Consider the following 22,484-nt stretch of genomic DNA (forward strand, 5'->3'; position numbering starts at 1 on the left):
GACCTAGGCCGCTAGATTGCCAGTACGATGCCCCCGCAGCTCTTCTACTTGCTGGGAGAGCTGCTGCAACTGTTGCAACAGGCTTTCTAAAGGCTCGGCAGCGGTTTGGCGAGCACTCCCCCCTTGCGGGCTGCCGTAGACTGGGGCTGAAGCCTTGCCATAAACCATCTCTAGCGGTGGCTCAGCTGGGTTGACTGCAGCTGCCACCGGCAAGGGTTGAACCTGGGGCTCGGGCGGCATCACCAGGTCTTCAGCGGCGGCAGCCAACGGTAAGTCAGGCTGTAGAAAAGGCTTTAAGTCGTGGAGTCCCAAGCGGGCCTCTGAAAACTTAATGCGTTCCAGTTCCGCCTGATGAATGGTTAGGCTTCTGGTCAATTCGGCATTGTTCGACTCAACGGTGGCGAGCTTGCGAGCTGAATGCCGCCATCCCAGCAGGCCAAATATCCCCATCCCAACCGCTACACTAAACCCACTGGATACGGCCAGATAGGGAGCCGCTAGGTGTTGAATTTCAGATGAATAAACTGACCGATTTTGCAGCTCGATATTAATCGTATTGGACTTAAATAGTGCAAAAGGAATAGCCGAAGCTGAGAAAATAGCCCCCGCCACACAAGCAGAGGTGAATAGGGAACAAGCAAATGGCGAATGACTCATTTCAGGTAAACGTAAATGTGGACAGGAGCATGACCAAACCCATCTCTACCTGGAGCTTTCCCACAGGTAGACCTCCAGGTCTGGACTTGGATTTGGTTTAGATGGCATCGAATAGTTTATCCAAGGGATTTTGGAGTATTCCATCAAAGAAATATCTATGCCTTAGATGCTAGACTCCATCAGAGAAAATGGTTTTGCTAAAAACCTCGGTAGGTGCTCTGGATAGATTCTTGATTGAAATACTATTAATCAAGCACTATTAATTAAACACTGCCAATTAAACACTGCCAATTAAACACTGCCAATTAAACACTGCTAATTAAACATGCTTGATCAAATGAGAGAGCGATCCCAGTGCCAATGCACTTTGGATAATTGGGGGCTTATGAAATACCTTAGCAAAGGTAACTGGCGGCTATGTAAAAAAACTGTAAGTGATTTCTAGGTTGAGTAAAGAAAAACTAAGGATTTAGCCCTAACCCTATAATCTTGGCATCAACCGGATGGTGGCTACCGTGGCCTGCTATTCTGGCAAAGCCTTTCTGTGGATTGGGTATGCCCCCTCAAACCAAATTTACTGACCTGGGTCCAGCGGCCATGGAGATGGCCAATCTTTTGATGCAAGCGGCTCAGGCTCCTGAGGGTAGCCTGACGGGTTGGTCGTTGGCGGATCGTAGCCCAGCGTACATCGACCGCATGCTGCCGTTTATGGACTGGGTTTACCACTACTATTTCCAGGTCAAGACCGATGGCTGGGAGCACATTCCGGCGGCGGGGCGACTGCTGCTGGTGGGCTCCCACAATGGTGGCCTGGCCGCCCCAGATACGGTGATGATGACCTATGACTGGCTGCACCGATTTGGGGTCGAACGTCCGGCTTATGGCTCGATGGATCAGCGCATGTGGCAGATTTTTCCAGCGGTGGCCCGGATGGCCACCTGGGTCGGGGCGGTGAGGGCTACCCCGGCTATGGCAGTAAAAGCCCTGCGCCAAGAGGCGGCAGTGTTGGTATACCCGGGTGGCGCTCGGGATGTGTTTCGGCCCTACACCCAGCGGGGGCAGGTGTGCTTCTTTGGACAGAAGGGGTTTATTAAGCTGGCCCTGCGGGAACATGCCCCGGTTGTGCCCCTGATTTCCCACGGAGCCCACGATACATTCCTGGTGCTGGCAGACTGGTATCCCCAACTGTTAGCCCTGCACCAGCAGGGGCTGCCCTGGTTGTTTGGGGTCGATCCAGGCACAATGCCAATATATCTGGGCTTGCCCTGGGGGCTGTCGGTGGGACCTTTGCCCCATATCCCGCTGCCAATACCTTTGCATACCCGGGTTTGTGCACCCATCAGGTTCACGTGGACCGGACCAGAGGCGGCCCGCGATCGCGCCTATGTGGATGCCTGCTATGAACAGGTGCAACAGACCATGCAAGCCGAGTTAGATCAGCTGTTTGCCCTGTATGGCTAGGGATCTTAATTAATCAGGCGATGGCAGGTGCCGGGTTCTAGGTGTCAGGTATCAGAACTGGTTCGTCGACTTAAGGGCCGACTCAGATGCAAGCATTGCTGGATTGAGGGATGAACCTTCAAAAGCGACACCCCCGCATGGCCCCCTTTTCTGGTATGCCCGTAGGGCTATAATCCCCCCATCCGGGGGGACTTTGAAGTTTTTACCCCCCAGGATTGGGGGTTGGGGGGCAAATCATACCTGTGCTAAGCAACGCCCAGATATATACCCCCTAAACGTTTGAGCAACGTTAACATATCCAACGTGGGCTTCTGGCGGTCAGGGATGGCTGGTTAACTCCCCCTAGGCCAGGGACCCTACCTCGTTTTTGGCCAGGTGTCGTATAAAAATTTTAGGGTGGTATGGGCGACCTCATTTTGTTTTGGCACCGTCGGGATTTGCGCTTGACAGATAACCTGGGGTTGGCGGCGGCGGTTGACCGTACGGCCCAGGTGGTGGGTGTTTTTTGTCTTGACCCTGGCATTTTGCAGGAGGATGACATCGCCCCCGCCCGAGTCGCCTATATGATCGGCTGTTTGCAGGAACTCCAGCAGCGCTACAGCAAGGTGGGCGGGCAGTTGCTGGTGCTGAAGGGCGACCCCCGACAGAAGATCCCCGCTTTAGCCCAAGCCCTGCAGGCCGCTGCCGTCTACTGGAATCGAGATGTGGAGCCCTATTCCCGCCAGCGGGATAAGGCGGTGGTGGAGGCGTTAAAAGAGGCTGGCATTGAGTTTCAAACCACCTTTTGGGATCAGCTACTGCAGCCGCCAGGGGCCGTGCGGACGGGGGCGGGGGAGCCTTACTCGGTCTATACCCCCTTTTGGCGTAACTGGGTGAAGCAACCTAAATCGGAGCCAGTGCCAGCCCCCCCTACCCTGGAACCGCTGACCTCGAATCAAGTGCAGGCGGCAGAGCAGGTGGGCTGTATGGCGCTGCCTACGGCCCAAGACCTGGGGTTTGGCTGGGATAATGGCTTTCCGGTGGAGCCTGGGGAATGGGCGGCCCAGCAGCAGTTGGAGACGTTCTGTGAGGCTGAGCGGGCGATCGCCAGCTATGACCAACAGCGCAACTTTCCCTTCGAAGATGGCACCTCGCGCCTGAGTGCAGCGCTCAAATTTGGGGCCATTGGCATTCGCAGCGTCTGGTCTGCCGCTGATGCCGTTTATCAGCGCTGTCGCAGCGATGAGTCTCGCCAGAATGTGCAAACCTGGCAGCAGGAGCTGGCCTGGCGGGAGTTTTATCAGCATGTCATGTACTTTTTCCCAGAGCTGGCAGCAGGCCCCTACCGAACCCAGTGGAAGGACTTCCCTTGGGTGAATAACCAGGATGATTTTCAGGCCTGGTGTGATGGTCGTACCGGCTACCCAATCGTCGATGCGGCCATGCGCCAGCTGAATCAGACTGGCTGGATGCACAACCGCTGCCGCATGATTGTGGCCAGCTTCTTAACCAAAGACTTGATCATTAACTGGCAGTGGGGGGAAAAGTACTTTATGCAGCACCTGGTGGATGGGGATTTATCCGCCAATAATGGCGGCTGGCAGTGGAGTGCATCCAGCGGTATGGACCCTAAGCCCCTGCGGATTTTTAACCCCGCTAGCCAGGCTAAAAAGTTTGACCCGGAAGCGGAGTATATTCGCCAGTGGCTGCCAGAGTTGAGGACCTTGGACACAGGTTGGCTGGTGACGGGGAAAATTCCACCCCAGGAACGGGAGCGGGTTAATTACCCGGCCCCAATTGTGGACCATAAAACCCAGCAGGCTTACTTCAAAGACAAGTACAAGGCCCAAAAAGCGGCCAGCTAACCCCTGCTACCCCCTTAGTCAACAACCCGTAACCGGCCTTGGCTCAGGGCGTCATACACTCGATTAATTAAAGCAGCATCACTAGGACTCAAATCACGCTGGGAAAACAGTGCCATCAATGTTTGTTGATCGTGACGGGTGAGTCGACGGGTGGCAAACATTCTTTCGATGGTCTGCTCTAGGTTTGACATAGTCATGCACTCTGATGGTTATCTACATCGATCCACCCTGGGATTGGGATCAGTCATTACCCAAGGTCCGTAACGCATCCTAGCGTAATGACTCAATTTTATAAAAAGAATTCTTAAGCTACCTCAGCAAAATAACTGATTTCAGCTGCGTAGCCTGGTTGGAAGCCCCGGAAGAATGGGTGGTTTCACCGCTTCGGATGCTGCTTACCTAAGGCAGCGACTGACAGAATGGCGTAAAAATTGACTACCTTTGCTGAGGGTATCAGGAAGGGTTAGCCGACCTATGCCCCAGAGGACTAGGTGGTTGATCCTGCTTTGGGTGGGTAGTCAATGGGTGCAATTTAAGCGGGGCAATCCTGAACCCTACTCAGGATTGCCCCGCTTTAAGGAATACGCCGCATGGGCTCGACCTAAACCGTAGCCAGTTCAGGAGCGGGGCGTTTGCTGTTGCGGATGCCAGCGATCGCCTCGGCATAGTCGGCAGCTTTAAATACAGCTGACCCAGCCACGATCGCATTGGCTCCGGCTTCCAGCACCTGCCAGGTGTTGTTCACCTTCAAGCCACCGTCTACTTCAATCCAGGGATCGAGGCCCCGCTCGTCGCACATCTGCCGCAAAGCCCGGATTTTGGGCACCATGGTCGGGATGAAGCTCTGGCCACCAAAGCCGGGGTTAACGCTCATAATCAGCACTAAATCACACAGATCCAGCACATGCTCGATCAGCGACAGGGGGGTGGAGGGGTTAAGCACGACCCCTGCCTGCTTACCCAGTTCTCTGATTTGGCCCAGGGTGCGGTGCAGGTGCGGTGAGGCGTTGTGCTCAGCGTGGACTGAAATAATGTCGGCCCCAGCTTTGGCAAAGTCAGCCACATACTTTTCAGGCTCGACGATCATCAGATGTACATCTAAGGGCTTTTGGGTGAGGGGCCGAATGGCGCTGACCACCAGCGGCCCAATAGTAATGTTGGGCACAAATCGTCCATCCATCACGTCTACGTGAATCCAGTCGGCCCCGGCCTCATCCGCCGCTTTGATCTCTTCCCCTAGACGGCCAAAGTCGGCAGACAGAATGGAAGGGGAGATGACAACGGACTTTTTAGACGTCTGAATCATGATGGAGGGTTCTCCTAGGTGCGCGTTTGTGACTATCGTAACAAAGTCTTAAAATTTCTTGGTGCAAACGGTCAAGATTTTGCCTTGCCAGCAATCGGCCAAGTCAGAAGTGATGGGTCAAGGGCTACGGTTCACGGTCTACGGTTCACGGTCTACGGCTCGCCTTAAACCGCTTACGATAAAGTTGCCTGGAGCAAATTTTCTGTGGAGGTAGGGCGATGGTGCGACTCCAACCTTGGCAGTGGGTGGTGCTGGGGTTACCCCTGGTGGCGATCGCTGGGTTTATGGTGGTGGCTGCTGGTAGCCAATTTCATGCCTGGGGGGTGAATTGGATCTGGGCGGTGTTCGTGCTGGTGTTGGTGGGGTGGCGGTGGTTGTTGGCCCGCTGGACTCGTCCGGCCCTGAAGGATATGGCGGCGGCAATCGCCAAGGCTGAACAAGAACTAACCACCACGATGGCAGATCTCCCCTCCTCTACTGCAGCGGGGAACCTACCCCAGGCAGAGGCTGCTTTAGACCAGATCCTGGTTGAGGCTCGCCAAGATCCGCCTCTGTGGGAAGATTGGACCCCATTTTGGCAGCGATGTCGGGATGTGGTGACGACGGTGGCCCAGGCCTACCATCCTGAGGTCAAGTACCCCCTGCTAAATATCTATGTACCGGATGCCTATGGTCTGTTGCGGGGGACGGTGGATGACGTGGACCGCTGGATGGCTACCCTGACCCCAGTGCTGGGGCAGGTGACCGTAGGACAGGCAGTGGAAGGCTATGAGATGTACCGTAAAGTCGAGCCCTCTGCCCGCAAGCTATGGCAGGCCTGGTCTTGGGCTCAGTGGCTGGTGAATCCGGCGGCGGCGGCGGCCCGTACCCTGAGCCAGCCGACCAGTAACCTGGCCAACCAGCAACTGCTGGGCAACCTCAGTGCCCTGCTGCGGGAAGCGACCCTGCGCAACCTCTACCGACAGGCGGTGGCCCTCTATGGCGGCGAGTTGCCTGATTTGCCCTTGGGAAATTCTGGTCGAACCGGGGTGCCGTCAGCCCAGACCCAGACCCTACAGGAGATTCTGAACCGGGCTGAACCGGTAGAGCAGGTGCAGCTCCAGCCGGTGAACATTTTGCTGGTGGGGCGTACGGGGGCGGGCAAGAGTAGCTTGATCAACACCCTGTTTGCGGCTGATCAGGCAGAGGTGGATGTGTTACCCAGCACTGATGCCATCCGTAGCTACCACTGGGCGACGGAGACTGGCGATACCCTCACCCTGTGGGATTCCCCTGGCTATGAGCAGATTGACCGGCAGGACTATCGAGACCAGCTGCTGGACTATAGTCGCCAGGCGGATCTGCTGCTGTTGGTCACCCCAGCCCTCGATCCGGCCCTGCAGATGGATGTGGATTTACTCCAGGCTATGGGCCGAGAGGTGGCTGACCTGGGGGCGATCGCCGTCGTTACCCAAGTGGATCGACTGCGGCCCTTGCGGGAATGGGCACCCCCGTACGATTGGCAGACTGGGGAGCGGCCTAAGGAAATTTCGATGCGAGAGGCTACCCAGTACCGCCAAGAGCAATTGGGCCATGTCTGCGATCGCGTTCTGCCCCTGGTGACCGCCGATACCGCCAGTCAGCGGCAGCCCTGGAATGCCGATGCGCTGGCCACCACCCTGATCGAGTTGATTGATCCGACCAAGGAGTTGCGCCTGGCCCGATTTTTGCGCGATCGCGATGCCAAGGTCGTAGCTGCCAGTCGGCTGATCGATCGCTATATCTTTCAAATGAGTACCACCCAGGGGTTAGCGGCTTTTCTCAAGAGTCCGGTACTGAAATTTATCGCCACCCTTACCACCGGTACCCCAACCCTGGCCTACCTGCTGGCCGAACAAATTCCAGTAGAGCAATTGCCGGTGGTAATTGGCAAGCTACAGCTGGCCTACGACCTGTTTAAGCTGCTGGCGCCAGACACGGCCCGGCTTGATTTACTGGCCCTATGGCCCCTGCTGCTGGAGCATAACCAAAAGCCCGACCAGGCCGCCTGGGCCTTTGGCCAAGCCATGGTGGAATATTGGAGCCAGGGGTTAACGGTGGATCAGGTGCGATCGCGAATTGACCACTATCTCGCCCAGTATGCGGGAGGGACTAGTAATGGTCTTCTTGACCCGTCCAAGTCGGGTAAGGCATAAGGGCAATTTTGCCTTTGGGGGGCAGGTGTTGATCGGCGGCCAAGATGCCACCATTCAAGGCCACATGCAACCTTAGGTAAGCCTCGGCCTCGGCCGCAGATGTTAGCTGAATATTCAAGATATATACGTAGGGAGATTGGTGTTGAGTGGCGTGACTCGAATAGTCTTCCCAGATGCGTAACTGGGTACCCTCTGAATCAGTGGAAATTTTATAAAATAAAAGAGGTTCGACGGCCTGGGGATGCATCAAGCCATCGGATGGAAAGGACGGAACCATAGCCGTAAAACCCTAAGCCAGCAGCAATTTTCCTCAGCATATCCGGTAGATTGCAGTGACACCCCAGGGGAATCACCCCTTATCTGATCATACGCACAATTAAAGTAAGGACAATCAAAGTTGTGTTACAACTTATTTTTTGAACTTGTCTCCCCCCTGGAACAGCCCTATGACTTAACCGTCTCTGAGGCGGCCGCCCGTCGCTCCATTTCTGCTCGAATCGCTTTGACGGTGTCGACTAAGCTGGTTTCAAACAGGTTGTAAAACATAGACTTAAAGGGACCAACATCAGCTTCGGCATGCACCTGTTGGGACACCAGCAGGTGAGCAGCTTTACCCACCAAGGCCTCTGGCGCGGCATCCAATCGCCAATGGCCATACATGTGCTGTAAGTTCCCTTCCAATAGGCGGAAGCTAATCTGCTGGCGATCGATTTCTAGGTTCTCGGTACGCACCGTAGACTCTACGGTCGATAGCAAAATGCGGCGGCGATCCAGTTGTTCCACAATAGTACGTCCCCCTTCAGATTGAATCACCCGGCTTTCCACCACCGTGGGCAAAAATCGATGGAAATTATCATAGTCGGTCAACACCGCCCAGGCGGTCTCGGCATCGACGGGGGTGGCCACCATCACGCCATACTTCCCTTTGCCGCCCTTCAGCAGCACCCGCCGCTTAGCCAGGGTGGCCCAATCTGCCGAGGTCAACTTAGCCAAGTAGGTTTCGGCGGGCTGAACCTGGCGAGATAATAGGGACATAATGGTTGAGGAACTCAAATCAAACCTGTTTACTGTACTTTAGCGAAACGCGCTCTTGACCGCTGAAAAATCCTTGCTTGTGGACTATTCCGCCTGACCTATGCCCAGCTTTGATGCCGTTGTCGACGCCTACCACGCTCTCCCCCGACGGGTAGAGAGCTTGATGTTAAGCACCACGAACACCGATGGTTCTCCCCAGGCCAGCTACGCTCCTTTTATTATCGACGATGCTTATCAGATATACATTTTTACCAGTGGCCTATCGGCCCATACCCATAATCTCTTAAGAACTGGCCAGGCCAGCCTGCTGTTGATCGAAGATGAAGCGGCGGCCCCTCAGATTTTTGCCCGACAGCGTCTCACTTACCAGTGTCAGGCCAAGCCGTTGCCCCGCCAGAGCGATCAGTGGGCGGCGATCGCCCAACGATTCGAGGACCGCTTTGGTCAGATTATCGACATGTTGCGCTCTCTGGAAGACTTTCAAATTTTTTGCCTCAGCCCCCAGTCGGGGCGGTTCGTGATGGGATTTGGGGCCGCCTATGCTGTGGACCCGACGAATTTGAGTCAGCTAGCCAGTGCTCCCGAGCGGGGCAGTGGCTGAAGCCAGTCCCAAAAAGACTTATGCCAAGTCCAGATCGGGAACTGGAATTTTCCCTCAGGCAGAACTCCAGGTCTGGACTTGGATTTGGTTTAGATGGGAACTATTTGCCCGTAAGCTAGAACATACAATCCATTAATTCTGTTTGGTTTGCCATGACTCGCCCCCGCTACACCGTTACGGTTTCAGCCCTTGCTGCTGCGCTGGCCACCAGCGCCCTGTCTGTTTCCCTCACCCAGGCTCAGGCTCAATCCTCCGCATCTCCTCGCATTGCCCAACTCCCCCGCTCTGCCGATCAGGTGGTTGAGTGCGAGATTTTGGTTGTCGGTGGTGGCCTAGCCGGTACTGCCACCGCCTACGAAAGCCTGTTGATGGGGCATACGGTGTGTATGACCGAGCTCACCGATTGGGTGGGGGGGCAGCTCACCTCCCAGGGGACCACCGCCCTGGATGAATCGCGGGAGCAGCGTAATCGGCTGTTTTATGCCCGGGGCTACAACGAGTTGCGGCAGCGGGTTGAGCGCAAGTACGGAGAACTGAACCCTGGCAATTGCTGGGTCAGCCTGGCCTGCTTTATGCCTGCCGATGCCAATGCCATCTTGATGGAGATGCTGGCGGAAGCCCAGGCCCGGGGCGGTGGAGAATTGAAGTGGTTTCCCCACACGGTGGTGAAAGACTTAAGCCTGAATGCCCAGGGGGACCACATCGAAGAGGTGATTGCGATTCAGCATGGGCCGGCCCCGGGCACACCGCCGTTGAATACTGACTTTTTGTCGGAGATTATTGCAGACGCTTACACATACGCCGATTCAGACCGGTTGTCAAAACAAATCATCCAGTTTGTGCCTGCGGGCATTGTGGCCAAGCGGGCTGCCGGAGAGGTGGATGAGCGGGTGGATTGGTACGTGGTGGAAGCCACTGAAACTGGGGAAATGGTGGCCCTGTCCGGTGTGCCCTATGAGTTAGGACTTGATCCGCGATCGCCCCTGAACCCGTCATCTCCGGTGACCGAGCGGGACCCCTACTGCACCCAGGGGTTCACCTACACCTTTGCCATGGAGCACACGGCAGAGCCCCAAACCTTTGACGTACCCGACTTTTACTCGATCTACGAGCCTTACTACAGCTGGGAGCAAGAGCGCAACTTCCTGCAAACCGCCGAAGACCACTTTGACTTTGTCTTCACCTACCGGCGGCTGTGGAACGCCCACCCTCGCGCTAGCGAGACCAATATCTTTCGGATGCCAGTGATGGGGGTAGGGGATATCTCCATGCAGAATTGGACCTGGGGGAATGACTATCGCCCTGGCACCAGCCGCGACAACCTGATTCTCACCCATGGCCAGCTTCAGGCATCGGGGCAACTGGAGCCGGGAGGCTGGATGGGGGGTCTGCGCACTGACACCCTGCGGCGAGGGGAAGAAAATGCCATTGGCTTCTTCTACTGGCTGACCACGGGCACCACCGACTCCCAGATCGACGATCGCTTCAAAGAACCGGATCCCTACCATCGCTATCTGAAAGGGTTTGATGCCCCGATGAATACGGCCCATGGCCTCTCCAAGTATCCCTACATTCGCGAAGGACGGCGGATTATTGGTCGTCCCTCCCCGGGCTATGAGCGGGGGTTTATGATCAGCGAAATTGACTTTTCCTGGAATGACTTTGGCTCTGAGTTTTACCAGGAAAACTTGGATAGCCGTATGTACACCACCATGCGCCGCTTCCTGGCTGGGCTGTACACCCTGGATACCTTCATGCCTGGGGCCGATCCCGATGACTTTCACATTCGGGGGCGATCGCGCATTTACCCTGATTCCGTGGGCATTGCCCAGTACGCCATCGACTTCCATCCCTGTATGAAGGAGTACCCCCACGAAAAGCCGGGCAACATTGAACGGCCTGGGGTGCGTCAAGCCCACGGGCAAGCCTATCCGGCTCAAATTCCCCTGCGGGCCATGATTCCCCAGCGCATCGACAATATGCTGGTGGCCAGCAAGAGTATTGCCGCCAGCTATAGCGCGGCGGCGGCCTACCGGGTGCACTCCTTTGAGTGGTCGGTGGGGGCGGCGGCGGCCCACACCATTGACTTTGCCCTGCGTCAGGGGGTGCTGCCCTATGAAATGGTGCTAGATCCGTCGCGCCAAAACCCGATGCTGGAGGGGCTGCGGGCTGAGTTAGAGGGCAGTGGCAATCCGGTGCAGTTCCCTGATACGTCTATCTTTAATGAAGATTGGACTGATTGGAAGCCCTGGTAATCAGATAAAAAACAGGGTGATTTTCTAATCACCCTGAGATCTTGACATACTGCACAGACGCTCTACGCAGTCTGCTTAGCGGCTTCCAATTGGCTGGCGACAAACGACCAGTTGACCAGGTTATCAAGGAACGTGTCGGCGTAGTTCGCCCGACCATTTTGGTAGTCAAGGTAGTAAGCGTGCTCCCACACATCCATGGTGAGCAGAGGGATTTGACCATTCACAATTGGGTTAATGGCGTTCAGGGTGTTGACCACCTTGAGGGTGCCGCCATCTAGCACCAGCCAGGCCCAACCGCTGCCAAATTGACCAGTACCAGCGGCCTTAAAGGCTTGCTTAAACTCATCAAAGCTACCGAAGTCAGCTTTGATTTTATCGGCCAGTTCGCCCGTGGGGGCACCACCACCGTTGGGCGCCATGCAATTCCAGTAGAAGCTGTGGTTCCAGGCCTGGGCAGCGTTGTTGTGCAGCCCGGTCAGCTCCGGATTGTTGTAGGCTGCCTTGATTACGGCTTCGATGGCTTTATCAGCCATGCCTGCATCGGCAGCCATGCTGTTGTATTTGTCGACGTATTTAGCGTGATGCTTGTCGTGGTGGAATTCTAAGGTTCTGGCAGAAATGTGGGGCTCAAAGGCGTCGTAAGCATAGGGCAATTTAGGAAGTTGGTAAGCCATAGTTGTAATAGTCTCTCCTTGTCTTGCGTCTCTTTGCGCCTCTTCTCTAGTGATGTGCTGGTTAAGATCTGCGATTAATTAATCAAACTTGCGATCGCATATCCTCTTTGCACAGTCAGCCCATCACCCAAGGGCACTGTTGTCGATGCATGTCATTACTTCCAGGTTCTGGCATTTCCCTGCAAACGTCGCCCCTCACAAGGGGGACTTTTCCCTGACATCAGGCCTGCCTATCTATAGATGAAATCAGCAGATGAAATCAGCTGTTGGCCCCAGATGATGTCCTGAGCTTGGCGAAGGAGGGGTAACCTGTCGACGTCGGTAGGGGTGAGTCAATATCTGATGGCTGGGCGGCAGGCAGCTTAAACGGTAAGGTATTATCAGCAGTAATCCTTAGCCGCTAGGAGGATCAGACTGATGTTACATCTGTACTTCGGGGCATTTGATGTGTTTCTCTATTTAGGGGGCATCTACTTTGCGATCGCCCTAGCCAATGCCTTCTGCGACCAAATGGATGAGGCTGAGCTCAGTCAAGACGTCAATCAAGCGGCTGCCAACGGCGATGCCGCAACGGTGGCTCCCATCCAACAGATTCCATCCCATCTGACTGCACCGACTGCCAAGCGGCAGGATGTGGGGGTCAAAGTGGCCGCCAGGTAAGTGACTCCCCGCCAATACATTTGATTATGACCACCACCAAACTCAAACCCGACTGGGCTGGCGATGATCTGCTCTCCCAGGTGGTGAATCGGCTGATTCAAACCAAGCCGATCTACGCCCTGATGAAGCAGCAGGCTCGGCAGGTTTTGATCAAAACCGCCGAGAAAAACGGTGTCCCCTGGCGACAGACCTGTCGTGAGCTGGATACCCCTGCCATCAAAGCTCAACTGGAGGCCCTGAGTAATCCCGCCGTCACCTATCCCGACTATTACCAGGTTCCCTTCCACGCCTACAGCGACGGTAACCTATGCTGGCAGGCGGCCTTTGAAGCGGCCCCAGCCACCTACGCTATGGCTTTGCGGGTCTGGCCCCAGGAGCAACTCACCTGGGAGGCAGCCCAAGCGCGCCTACGCAACAGCTTCCACCAGGTGCTAGCCCAACATGGCCCCCAGCAGGTGAGTGATATTTTGGATTTGGGCTGTTCTGTGGGCATTTCTACCCTCAGCCTGCATCGTTACTATGCCCAGCAGCAAAATCAACCGGTGCGGACGGTGGGGCTAGACCTTTCCCCTTATATGCTGGCCGTCGCCCAAACCCAGGATACCGAGGGCGAAATTGCTGAGTGGGTGCACGGGCAAGCCGAAGCCACCGGCTTCCCCGATGCCTGCTTTGACCTGGTCACCCTACAGTTTGTCACCCATGAGTTGCCCCGTCAGGCCAGCCTGGACATTTTTCGCGAAGCCCGGCGACTGTTACGTCCCGGGGGTGCCCTGGCGATCGTGGACAACAACCCCCAATCCCCGGTAATCCAGAGTTTGCCGCCAGTGCTGTTTACCCTGATGAAAAGTACTGAGCCCTGGAGCGATGATTACTATACCTTCGATCTGGAGGCTGCCCTGGTCCAGGCCGGGTTTGAGCCCCCTGTGACCGTGCCCACTGACCCCCGCCATCGCACCATCGTGGCCCGCTGTTAGTTGTTCCATGTAACAACATCTCAAAAAACATTAAGAGTTGGCATGATTGCATGGAGAATCCTTAAGACTGGACAGTGAGAAGCGATTCATTCACTCTTTAAAGTAGCTATGGAACAGCAGAGAACAGTTATCGTTACCGGAGCCTCGTCTGGGGTGGGGTTAAATGCCGCTAAGGCCCTGGCTGACAAGGGTTGGCATGTGGTTATGGCCTGCCGCAATTTAGACAAAACCCAGCAGGCCGCTAAGGATATTGGCATGCCTGAAGGCAGCTACAGCATCATCCACCTGGATTTGGCCTCTTTGGCCAGTGTGCGCCAGTTTGTCAGCGACTTTCGAGCCACGGGTCGCTCTTTAGAGTCCCTGGTGGGCAACGCCGCCGTGTACTTACCCCTAGAAAAAGAACCGATCTACAGCGAAGATGGCTATGAAATCAGTGTCGCCACCAACCACCTGGGGCACTTCTTGCTGTGCAACCTGCTGCTGCCCGACCTGCAAGCCTCTCCAGCCAGTGACAAGCGGCTGGTAATTTTGGGTACGGTTACCGCCAACCCCAAAGAGCTCGGGGGCAAAATTCCCATCCCCGCTCCCCCAGACCTGGGCAACCTGGAAGGGTTCGAGGCTGGCTTCAAGGCACCGATCGCAATGATCAATGGCAAGAAGTTCAAGTCAGGTAAAGCCTACAAAGACAGCAAGCTGTGTAACGTGCTGACTATGCGGGAACTGCATCGTCGCTACCACAATGAGACGGGGATTACCTTTAGCTCGCTGTATCCTGGCTGTGTGGCGGATACACCTCTGTTCCGTAACCACTTCAAGGCATTCCGCACCATCTTTCCCTGGTTCCAAAAGAATATTACCGGTGGCTATGTGACTCAGCAACTGGCTGGGGAGCGGGTAGCGGCGGTGGTGGATGATCCTGACCTGAAGGAGTCAGGCATCTACTGGAGTTGGGGCAATCGCCAGCAGCCGGGCCGCCGCTCCTTTGCCCAGGAGGTGTCGAATGAGGCTCAGGATGATGCTAAGGCTCGGAAACTGTGGGATCTGAGCGCCAAGCTGGTGGGGTTGGACAATGAAACCACCCAGACAGTTCCAGCGACGGCAGGGTCAGTGTAGGGTAGAGATTCCCCCTAAACGGTCTCAGACTAACGGTCTCAGACTATAGTTGATTTCAGGTCCAGTGCTGCTGTCAGTGCTGGACCTCGATCATGGTGGATTCATGCCGATAGGACGAACATCTTGCCCTTTAGGTGAGACGCCTCACCTAAAGGGTGTCACGATTTACTCAGGATTGCTATACCCTAAGCAATGATCGGATCACAGGGGTAGCCCATTGCATCTGCCATCGATGAGCATGGACAACTTTCATGACGTTTTTATGTCCTATGGACGGCCTGATAGCCAAGAGTTTGTTATCCAACTGAGTCAGCGACTGGCCGCAGCTAAGCTTAAGGTTTGGGTCGATCTCACCAGCATTCCCCTGGGGGTCGACTATCAGCAGCAAATTAATCGCGATCTGGAAAGGGCTGACAATTTCCTGTTTGTCATTTCTCCCCATGCCATCAACTCGCCCCACTGCGCCATCGAACTGGACCAGGCGCTGCGCTGCCACAAACGCATCATTCCTCTGCTGCATGTTAAGACGATTGACCGTGACACCTGGCAGCAACGCTACCCTCAGGGCACCGAAGCTGACTGGCAGACCTTTGTGGCAGCGGGTAGGCAATCTAGTTTAGTCAATATGCATCCGGCCCTGCGCAAAATTAACTGGGTGATGGCCCTGGGGCAGGACAAGCCGTCGGCGGCGGTTGTCAATGACATTCTAGAGCTAATCCAGCGGCAGCGTTCCTATGTGCGACAACATACCCTATGGCTGGTCAAAGCTCTGGAGTGGCAACGTCATCAAAAGCAAAGCCAGTTCTTGCTGGTGGGGGAAACGCGACAGCAGGCGGAAACCTGGCTTAAAACCCGCTTTGCAGATCAACAGGCCCCCTGTATACCCACCGATCTGCAGTGTAGTTTCATTACTGAAAGCTCAAAGAATGCCCATAACCTGATGACTCAGGTGTTCTTGGCTTACGCCGAGGAAGATAAGTCGGTCATGGAGCAGGTGCAGCGATTTCTGTGCCGCCAGGGCATCACCGTCTGGACCAACACAACCAGCTTGCACACTGGCGAAGACTTTTTGGCATCCATCGACCGGGGCATCGAAGCGACCGATAACCTGATTTACCTCTTGTCTCCAGCCTCGGTAGATTCAGGCTATTGTCAGCATGAGCTGGACTATGCCCTGGCCCTGAATAAACGAATTATACCCATTTTGGTCAGCCCGATGGCTGGTGATCAATTGCCCGCTGGGTTACAGGAGTTGCATTATATTGACTGGTCCCATGGGAGTGAACAGAGCAAAGGGCTAGATGACACAGAGCTGCTGAAAATTTTGTATCAGGACAAGACCTACCACCGGCAGCACAAATGGCTACTGACCCAAGCTCTGAAATGGCAACGGCAAAACCAAAACCCTAGCATCTTGCTGCGGGGGTATAACCTACGTCGCTCCGAGGCCTGGTTGAAAGTGGCTCAAACCCGGCAGCAGCAACCCCCGACCTCCTTGCAGGTTGCCTTCATCCAGGCCAGCTTACGCCAACCTGAGTCACCCTATTTAGATGTATTTATTTCGTATTCTCGGACTGATTCTGAATTTGCCCGGCGGCTCAATGATGCGTTGCAGATTCAGGGTAAGACCACCTGGTTTGACCAAGAAAGCATTGATGCTGGGGCTAACTTCCAGCAGGAAATCTATCGCGGTATTGCCAGTTCCAATAACGTTGTCTTTGTGATTTCCCCGAGTTCAGTGAATTCCCCCTACTGTGCTGAGGAGGTTGCCTACGCAGCTGGGTTGAATAAGCGGTTGGTGACGGTGCTCTACCGGCCTGTGGCCGCAGAAACATTACCGGCTCCGCTAAAGACCATTCAATGGATTGACTTTAGACGCCACCAGGACGACTTTTACAGTCACTTTAGCGAGCTGGTGAGAACCCTGGATATGGACCGGGAGCATGTTCAGCACCACACCAAGTTGACCCAACGGGCGATGGAGTGGGCCGCGCAAGATCAGCATCCCGATTTGCTGTTGCGGGGGAGTGAATTCGCGATCGCCCAGACCTGGCTACAAACCGCCCAGCACGATCAAAAACAGCCACCTCCCACTGATCTCCAGCGAGACTTCCTAGCCACCAGCCAGGCCAGTCTGGCCGCTGAAGCCCGACAAGAGAACCGTCGCCAGGTGATTTTGCGATCGCTGCTAGGGTTGATCAGTCTGGCGTTTTTGGCTGCCGCTGGACTTGGCCTTTGGGCCTTTTCCCTCTGGCGTCAGTCAGAGATTGCCCAACTACAAGCCCTGGTTAGAACATCTAATGCGCTATTTTTAGCGGAACAAAAGCCAGAGGCACTGGTCACGGCCTTAAAAGCCGGACAAAACCTAGAGCGTACTGCCGAAGCTAACCAGGCATCAGTGCTGAGCATGTTACAGCAGGCGATCTACGGCATTAGAGAACTGCGACAGATAACGAACCATGGCGATCGGGTGAACGACGTGGCCTATGTGCCCGATGGGGAAATTTTTATCAGTGTCAGTGATGACAGCACCGTTACCCTTTTCCGTCAGGATGGCACTCTGATTCAGGCATTGAACGATCATCAAGAGCGGGTGCAACGGGTGAGCGCTAGTCCTGATGGGCAGCGTTTTGCCACCGCCAGCGCTGATGGCATCATCAATATTTGGGCCAGGGATGGTCTAGTGCTGCAATCGTTAACAGAGCATCAGGCGGCGGTAACCGGGCTTCACTTTAACCCCAACGCTGACGACGATGCCGATGGCACTACCCCAGCTCTGGTTTCAGCGGGGGCTGACGGCACCATCAACCTGTGGACCCCTGACGGGCAGCTCATCCGCAGCTTTGACGATCCATCGGGGAGGGTAAACCAGGTGATCTTTAGCCCCGCCCACGGTAATTTTTTGCACGACAATCGGCCCACCTTGGCCACCGCCGGGGCAGACGGGAATCTTCGGCTGTTTAGTCTGGATGGCGAGTTGCTACAAACCTTTAGGGGCCATCGGGATGCTGTCAATGATGTTGCCTTTAGCCCCGATGGCGAAGTTCTGGCCTCTGCCAGCCGCGATCGCACCGCTAAGCTGTGGCACCGTAACGGTCAAGAACAATACGCCTTGATCGGCCACGACAACGAGGTTAATGCTATTACCTTTGCCCCTGATGGTCAAACCCTGGTCACCGCTGGAGAAGACAGTAACGTTAGACTTTGGAACCGGGCAGGACAGGATGTGCAAAGTCTCAGCGGTCATTTAGCTGGGGTTAGAGGCATTGCCTTTGCCCCCGAAAGCGATATTCTGGTCACGGCCAGTGCCGACAACAGCCTCAAACTCTGGGATCTGGCAGAAGAGCCGCTGCAAACCCTCAAGGGCCATAGGGATTGGGTCCTGAGTGTGGCCTATAGCCCTGATGGCAGCACTATTGCTACGGCTAGCGGCGATCGCACCGTTCGGCTCTGGAACCCCCAGGGAGAACTACTGGCCACCCTGGAGGGGCATACTGGCTGGATCAATACCGTGGCCTTCAGCCCCGACGGTCAATACCTGGCCACGGCCAGTGACGATCAAACAGCCCGGCTATGGAGTCTGGATGGGGAAACCCTAGCTATTTTCCAGGGGCACCAGGACCAGGTGAGCGACCTTGCCTTTAGCCCCACCCATACCGGCTCTTCTCCGGGGCAAAGCCCCTTTTTAGCCACCAGCAGCGCCGACCAGACTATCAAACTGTGGACCCAGGACGGCACGCTGTTAAATACCCTGGTGGGTCACCATAGCTGGGTCCGTAGCGTTACCTTTAGCCCCGATGGCGACACCATCGCTTCCACCGATGCTGATCAGGCCCTGAACCTGTGGAGCCGGGATGGAGTGCTGCTTCAGTCTTTCCGAAACCATGACAACTGGGTACGAGAGGTGGTCTTTAGCCCCGATGGTCAAACTCTGGCCACCGCCAGTGCCGACAACACAGCCAAACTCTGGGACCGCAGTGGTAACGTCCTAGCTACTTTGATGGGGCACAACTACTGGGTGGTTGGGGTAGCTTTTAGCCCCGATGGGGAGACCATAGCCACTGCCAGCGCCGACAACACTATCAAGTTGTGGAACCGCCAAGGAGAAGAACAGCAAACCCTATATGGCCACCGGAATTGGGTGGTAGACCTGGCCTTCAGCCCCGACGGCCAAACCCTGGCCAGTGCCAGTGGTGATCAAACCGTTATTTTGTGGAACTTATCGGCCTTCACCCTAGAGGCGCTGCTAGAGCGGGGCTGTCGTTGGCTGATGGATTTTGGCGGGGACGATCGCAATCCTGAGATGGCTGATGTCCTGCGGACTTGCCAGCAAAATACTGACCCAGAACTGTGACTCAACACAGACACGTCTAATTCACAACAGGCCTAATGTAAGACGCCTGCGTCACGCTATGGCCACCGTTAAAGCTGAAATTCCTTTGCCATTACAACCGCCGTTGTATTTCCTGATGATACTTACTTGATATAGACGGTCTACACAAATGGGGGGTTTGAGTTTTTGGGTGATTGTTTAGAAGCTACTGTCCAAGATAGGCTTCGCATTTTAGTGGATTCAACGACTACGGGATGCGGATCAATGGGTTTGATTAATGTTCTTAGTTTGAGCTGTATATTTGAAGGCTCAAAAGCGCGTGGAAATAACTTCGAACTCTTCAAGGGTTGTTCAAGATGCAACACAACTCGTAGTTGCTGACCCTTTACAACTTCTTCTGCAAATTGGCATTCGTCTGAGTTTGAGGCATTAAACTTTGCAGGCAACATTGCAGCCAGGGTACAGAAAACTTTCTGGGCAACTTCATCAACCAGATCTATAACCTTAGTTCGTCGCGATTGGCGATAATCCTTGACCTCAATGAACCAAATCATTTGACCTTCAACAACTAAAAAGTCAACGGCTTTAATGCCATCCCACATTGCTGAGAACTGATTACGGTAAAAGGCCCAGTCATCATACTTGCTGACCTTACAAGAGTCAGGGAAAGTGAATATCAAGTCATCAACTTCGATGCTTATCATACTTAGACTCCGCTAAGCATAAAGCGCTCAGATTGTTCAAGCTCTTCGTCAAGGGATACTATTTCACCAATCTCATCAACGACGTCTCCTTGTCGAACTTCTACGCTATCACCTGAGAAATGCAGACCAAAGAATTTTGACTTGAAAGGAGTACTTTTTTCAGTATCAATCAAAATCTCAAGCTCACGCAGCAAAAATAAGCTGTGGGTCGCCAGAAACACCTGAATACCTGCGTTACTCAAGCTAATAATACTCTGAGCGATCTGTTTGATCAGGCGTGGATTTAAATTTGCTTCTGGTTCATCCCAAAACAAAAAGCCCCTATCTAGTAACACACCTGTTGCAATTAAACGAGCTAACATTGCCAGCTTACGTTGTCCTTCTGCAACAAGGGGAATTTCAAATCGGCCATTTTCAGTCTTTAAGTAGAAACGTCCATTTTTGTCGAGTATGATTGAGCCTCCCATTGCCAACTCAAGAGGTACCAGTAATTCTTGAATACGTTTCTCTTTAGTACCTCGTTGTAAGGGAGCACCAAGAAGAATACATGTATCTCGCCAGGTTTCCTCAAATTCAAGATAGTGACTTTCATAAACGGAAACGAAATTTGGAAAAATACTTAGCAACTCTCGCGTAGGCAGATAAACAGAGGCTGCATCAAGCCAGAATTCTGGGACTTTTTCGAGGGAAACTTCTGTTTTGCTATTTGTAGCAAAGCTAAAGCCAAAATCATACTGAGCATTCTCAAAACCCAATCTAATATCACATCTTGCACGCCCCTGCTTGCGCCGGGCTAACCGCCCAAGAGATTCGGGCTGAAATACGCCAGTAATCTTGTCCGCCAGACGGGCTTGAAGCAAGGTTTTGGTAGGTGAGTTGCTGGATGGCTTTTTGCCTTCCTCCCAACTAGTTGAAAGGGCTGAATAGGCTATTTTTAGCAGATGAGTTTTTCCGGTACCATTTTCACCAACAATGACGTTCAATTGTGGTGAGAACTGAAGGTTAGCCTCAGGGAAGACTGTAAAATTGCGGATATTTAAGCTACTCAACATGAATTACTCCCAGATGCCAACTCCAGCTCATCAGGCAAAGTGCTATATCACATAGTAACAAAATCCCTCAAAGTAGGCGTGAATTGAGGTCTGCTCACCTGGAAGCAATGCTCACTAATTTGGAAACAAGAGGTTCGTGTAAGTAATTCAGGTAAATGTCCACCCTACCAGCTAAATTTCCAGCTCTCGAATAAAGTAAAAGCGATCTTTGCCATCGCGGTCCTTTTTTCGCCCAAGATAACCCGCTAGCGGAGAAGACAGCTCTATTAAAATCTCATAGTATTCTTGGCGACTCAAAGAGGGAGTATGTTTGGAAACAATATACACAGCATGGAGAGAGTCGACATTAGCATCATCCGCTTTAGCATCTTCTAAATAATGTCGAATCTGACTAACGATAGAAGATCGTAATTCTAACTTTGATCTGACTTTTTGGATATATTTATCAATTTCATCATCGGCACGACCATCAGCCAGATATTCCTTAAGTTGGAATAGGTCAACTGAACCAGGATATTTATGATGGAGTTGAACGAGATTTTCTAGGGTCCTTGGATTAATGATTGACATACCATGTACTTTCGCAGCTTTGTCTAATTGGGAGGTAGGTGTCCCAGGACCAATAATGAGTTTTGCGGCGTTTCTATAGGTTTCTTTATCAGCTAACTTCAAGGTGCCTAAATTGAGAAGCTGCACCGCAGTATCATTGGGAATTTTCTTCCCAGCTTTACACTCGCCAATCAGAGTATAGGGTTTGGAACAGGCTAAGTCTAAACCACCGGCCCCTCCCTTATGAGCAAGTTCGATTTTAAAGCCTAGATACTGCAAACTAGCTCGTACTGCGATTTCAAAATCTGTCCCTGCTTGGTAATTGCTCTTATTTCCATCTTCCTCTAAAGTTCGATTTCCCAAGGCAGATATCTCATTGATCCATGCAAGGCTTGGATCTAGTCTGTTAATAGGTTTATGGCTGTTCCAACCTAAGAGAGTACGAGCTTCGTGTCTTAAAACTGCACCTGCAAAAGTTGGTTTTGTGTGCATGGCAAGAGCAGCATCTAATTTTTCCAACTCAGGATGCGGTGGCGGTTCAAGTTGTTCCAGACGTTGATACTGGCGAGTAAATTCCTGATCATCTAAAACTGGTGAAATATCATCAACTGAGAGAGATTTTGGTAATTGTATGAATCGCCCGTTTCTATCAGGACTAACCCAACTTGGCTGTGTTTCAATTGATTGGTTTAGTCGATAAACACGCAGTGAAGCCAAGAAAAATCTATGACTTTCATCAACAATGCTTTGTAGCCCTTCGACCGTCCAAACTGTTATTTTTGAAAGTATCTTCAGATCTTCTTTTTCGCTATATATTTTACACTCCTTAAACTTTGCCCAGGCTGTAATGGGAGGTGTTAAATCTTTAAAGAGAGACTTTTCTGGATTTAGGGTCGACAGAAATTCCTGCCGATAGAATCGCTTTGCGTATAGGCTATTTTCTGTACTTAAAACAGGACAAAGTAAGAAGCAGGGAGCACAGCGAAATGCTTTTGGTATCGCAACGATAGTGCGCCCTTGAATCAAAGCTTCTAAGTCATGTACTGGTACGCAAAGAGCTTTAGAAATTAGAAAGGTTTTACTCATAACGAG

18 protein-coding genes are annotated in these 22,484 nt (G+C 53.4%); 9 read left to right on the top strand and 9 right to left on the bottom strand.

The genetic code is table 11. The features are described from left to right. Positions 1-3: 3 nt before the first annotated feature. Positions 4-657: a hypothetical protein gene (locus E1H13_RS16500; protein WP_169614636.1), complete on the bottom strand. Its 654-nt coding sequence runs from the start codon at positions 655-657 to the stop codon at positions 4-6. Positions 658-1,212: 555 nt separating this feature from the next. Here E1H13_RS16500 and E1H13_RS16505 point away from each other — a divergent pair. Continuing rightward, positions 1,213-2,118, top strand: a complete 906-nt coding sequence (locus E1H13_RS16505; protein ID WP_240966679.1) for a lysophospholipid acyltransferase family protein — start codon at positions 1,213-1,215, stop codon at positions 2,116-2,118. A 401-nt stretch (positions 2,119-2,519) separates the two neighbouring features. Continuing rightward, positions 2,520-3,962 (top strand): FAD-binding domain-containing protein, encoded by a 1,443-nt coding sequence (locus E1H13_RS16510; protein ID WP_169614638.1) that lies wholly within the window; start codon positions 2,520-2,522, stop codon positions 3,960-3,962. 14 nt (positions 3,963-3,976) lie between these two features. Here E1H13_RS16510 and E1H13_RS16515 read toward each other — a convergent pair whose 3' ends face one another. After that, a complete protein-coding gene (locus E1H13_RS16515; RefSeq protein ID WP_169614640.1) occupies positions 3,977-4,153 on the bottom strand; it encodes a hypothetical protein in 177 nt (58 codons plus the stop codon). Positions 4,154-4,563: 410 nt separating this feature from the next. Next, the gene (rpe, locus tag E1H13_RS16520; RefSeq protein ID WP_169614691.1) at positions 4,564-5,265 is read right to left on the bottom strand and encodes a ribulose-phosphate 3-epimerase; all 702 of its coding nucleotides are present in this window, start codon (positions 5,263-5,265) and stop codon (positions 4,564-4,566) included. Positions 5,266-5,486: 221 nt separating this feature from the next. Here rpe and E1H13_RS16525 point away from each other — a divergent pair, with 221 nt between their 5' ends. Next, positions 5,487-7,442 carry a GTPase gene (locus E1H13_RS16525; protein WP_169614642.1) on the top strand — a complete coding sequence of 652 codons (1,956 nt, stop codon included), beginning with the start codon at positions 5,487-5,489 and terminating at the stop codon, positions 7,440-7,442. Here the strand turns inward: E1H13_RS16525 and E1H13_RS16530 are convergent. Continuing rightward, positions 7,399-7,719 carry a hypothetical protein gene (locus tag E1H13_RS16530; RefSeq protein ID WP_169614644.1) on the bottom strand — a complete coding sequence of 107 codons (321 nt, stop codon included), beginning with the start codon at positions 7,717-7,719 and terminating at the stop codon, positions 7,399-7,401. The two genes, E1H13_RS16525 and E1H13_RS16530, sit on opposite strands and share 44 nt — an antisense overlap. A 167-nt stretch (positions 7,720-7,886) precedes the next feature. Continuing rightward, a complete protein-coding gene (locus tag E1H13_RS16535; protein WP_169614646.1) occupies positions 7,887-8,477 on the bottom strand; it encodes an SRPBCC family protein in 591 nt (196 codons plus the stop codon). Between the two features lie 100 nt (positions 8,478-8,577). Between E1H13_RS16535 and E1H13_RS16540 the strand changes: the two genes are divergently transcribed. Together E1H13_RS16540 and E1H13_RS16545 are read left to right on the top strand one after the other, a co-directional pair. Next, on the top strand, positions 8,578-9,078 hold the full coding sequence (locus E1H13_RS16540; RefSeq protein ID WP_169614648.1) for a pyridoxamine 5'-phosphate oxidase family protein: 501 nt from the start codon (positions 8,578-8,580) through the stop codon (positions 9,076-9,078). A 152-nt stretch (positions 9,079-9,230) separates the two neighbouring features. Continuing rightward, a complete protein-coding gene (locus tag E1H13_RS16545) occupies positions 9,231-11,333 on the top strand; it encodes an FAD-dependent oxidoreductase (protein WP_169614650.1) in 2,103 nt (700 codons plus the stop codon). 62 nt (positions 11,334-11,395) lie between these two features. Here E1H13_RS16545 and E1H13_RS16550 read toward each other — a convergent pair whose 3' ends face one another. After that, positions 11,396-12,007, bottom strand: coding sequence for a superoxide dismutase (locus E1H13_RS16550; protein WP_169614652.1), 612 nt, complete (start codon positions 12,005-12,007; stop codon positions 11,396-11,398). Between the two features lie 417 nt (positions 12,008-12,424). On the opposite strand from E1H13_RS16550, the gene E1H13_RS16555 reads away from it, so the two are divergent. The 4 genes from E1H13_RS16555 (at position 12,425) to E1H13_RS16570 (ending at position 19,108) form a co-directional block, all read left to right on the top strand. After that, positions 12,425-12,667: a hypothetical protein gene (locus tag E1H13_RS16555; RefSeq protein WP_169614654.1), complete on the top strand. Its 243-nt coding sequence runs from the start codon at positions 12,425-12,427 to the stop codon at positions 12,665-12,667. 26 nt (positions 12,668-12,693) lie between these two features. After that, positions 12,694-13,641 (top strand): class I SAM-dependent methyltransferase, encoded by a 948-nt coding sequence (locus E1H13_RS16560; RefSeq protein ID WP_169614656.1) that lies wholly within the window; start codon positions 12,694-12,696, stop codon positions 13,639-13,641. A gap of 108 nt (positions 13,642-13,749) precedes the next feature. Beyond that, the gene (locus E1H13_RS16565) at positions 13,750-14,754 is read left to right on the top strand and encodes a protochlorophyllide reductase (RefSeq protein ID WP_169614657.1); all 1,005 of its coding nucleotides are present in this window, start codon (positions 13,750-13,752) and stop codon (positions 14,752-14,754) included. Between the two features lie 232 nt (positions 14,755-14,986). After that, a complete protein-coding gene (locus E1H13_RS16570) occupies positions 14,987-19,108 on the top strand; it encodes a TIR domain-containing protein (RefSeq protein ID WP_169614665.1) in 4,122 nt (1,373 codons plus the stop codon). 140 nt (positions 19,109-19,248) lie between these two features. On the opposite strand, the gene E1H13_RS16575 is transcribed toward E1H13_RS16570, so the two are convergent. The 3 genes from E1H13_RS16575 to E1H13_RS16585 all read right to left on the bottom strand — a co-directional run bounded on the left by E1H13_RS16575 (position 19,249) and on the right by E1H13_RS16585 (position 22,478). Next, positions 19,249-19,791 (bottom strand): hypothetical protein, encoded by a 543-nt coding sequence (locus tag E1H13_RS16575; RefSeq protein ID WP_169614667.1) that lies wholly within the window; start codon positions 19,789-19,791, stop codon positions 19,249-19,251. A 2-nt stretch (positions 19,792-19,793) separates the two neighbouring features. Continuing rightward, positions 19,794-20,843, bottom strand: coding sequence for an ATP-binding protein (locus E1H13_RS16580; protein WP_169614669.1), 1,050 nt, complete (start codon positions 20,841-20,843; stop codon positions 19,794-19,796). 171 nt (positions 20,844-21,014) lie between these two features. After that, positions 21,015-22,478 carry a DUF1802 family protein gene (locus E1H13_RS16585; RefSeq protein WP_169614671.1) on the bottom strand — a complete coding sequence of 488 codons (1,464 nt, stop codon included), beginning with the start codon at positions 22,476-22,478 and terminating at the stop codon, positions 21,015-21,017. Between the last annotated feature and the right edge of the window lie 6 nt (positions 22,479-22,484).

It is taken from the genome of Nodosilinea sp. P-1105 (assembly GCF_012911975.1).
Taxonomy (GTDB): Bacteria; Cyanobacteriota; Cyanobacteriia; order Phormidesmidales; family Phormidesmidaceae; genus Nodosilinea.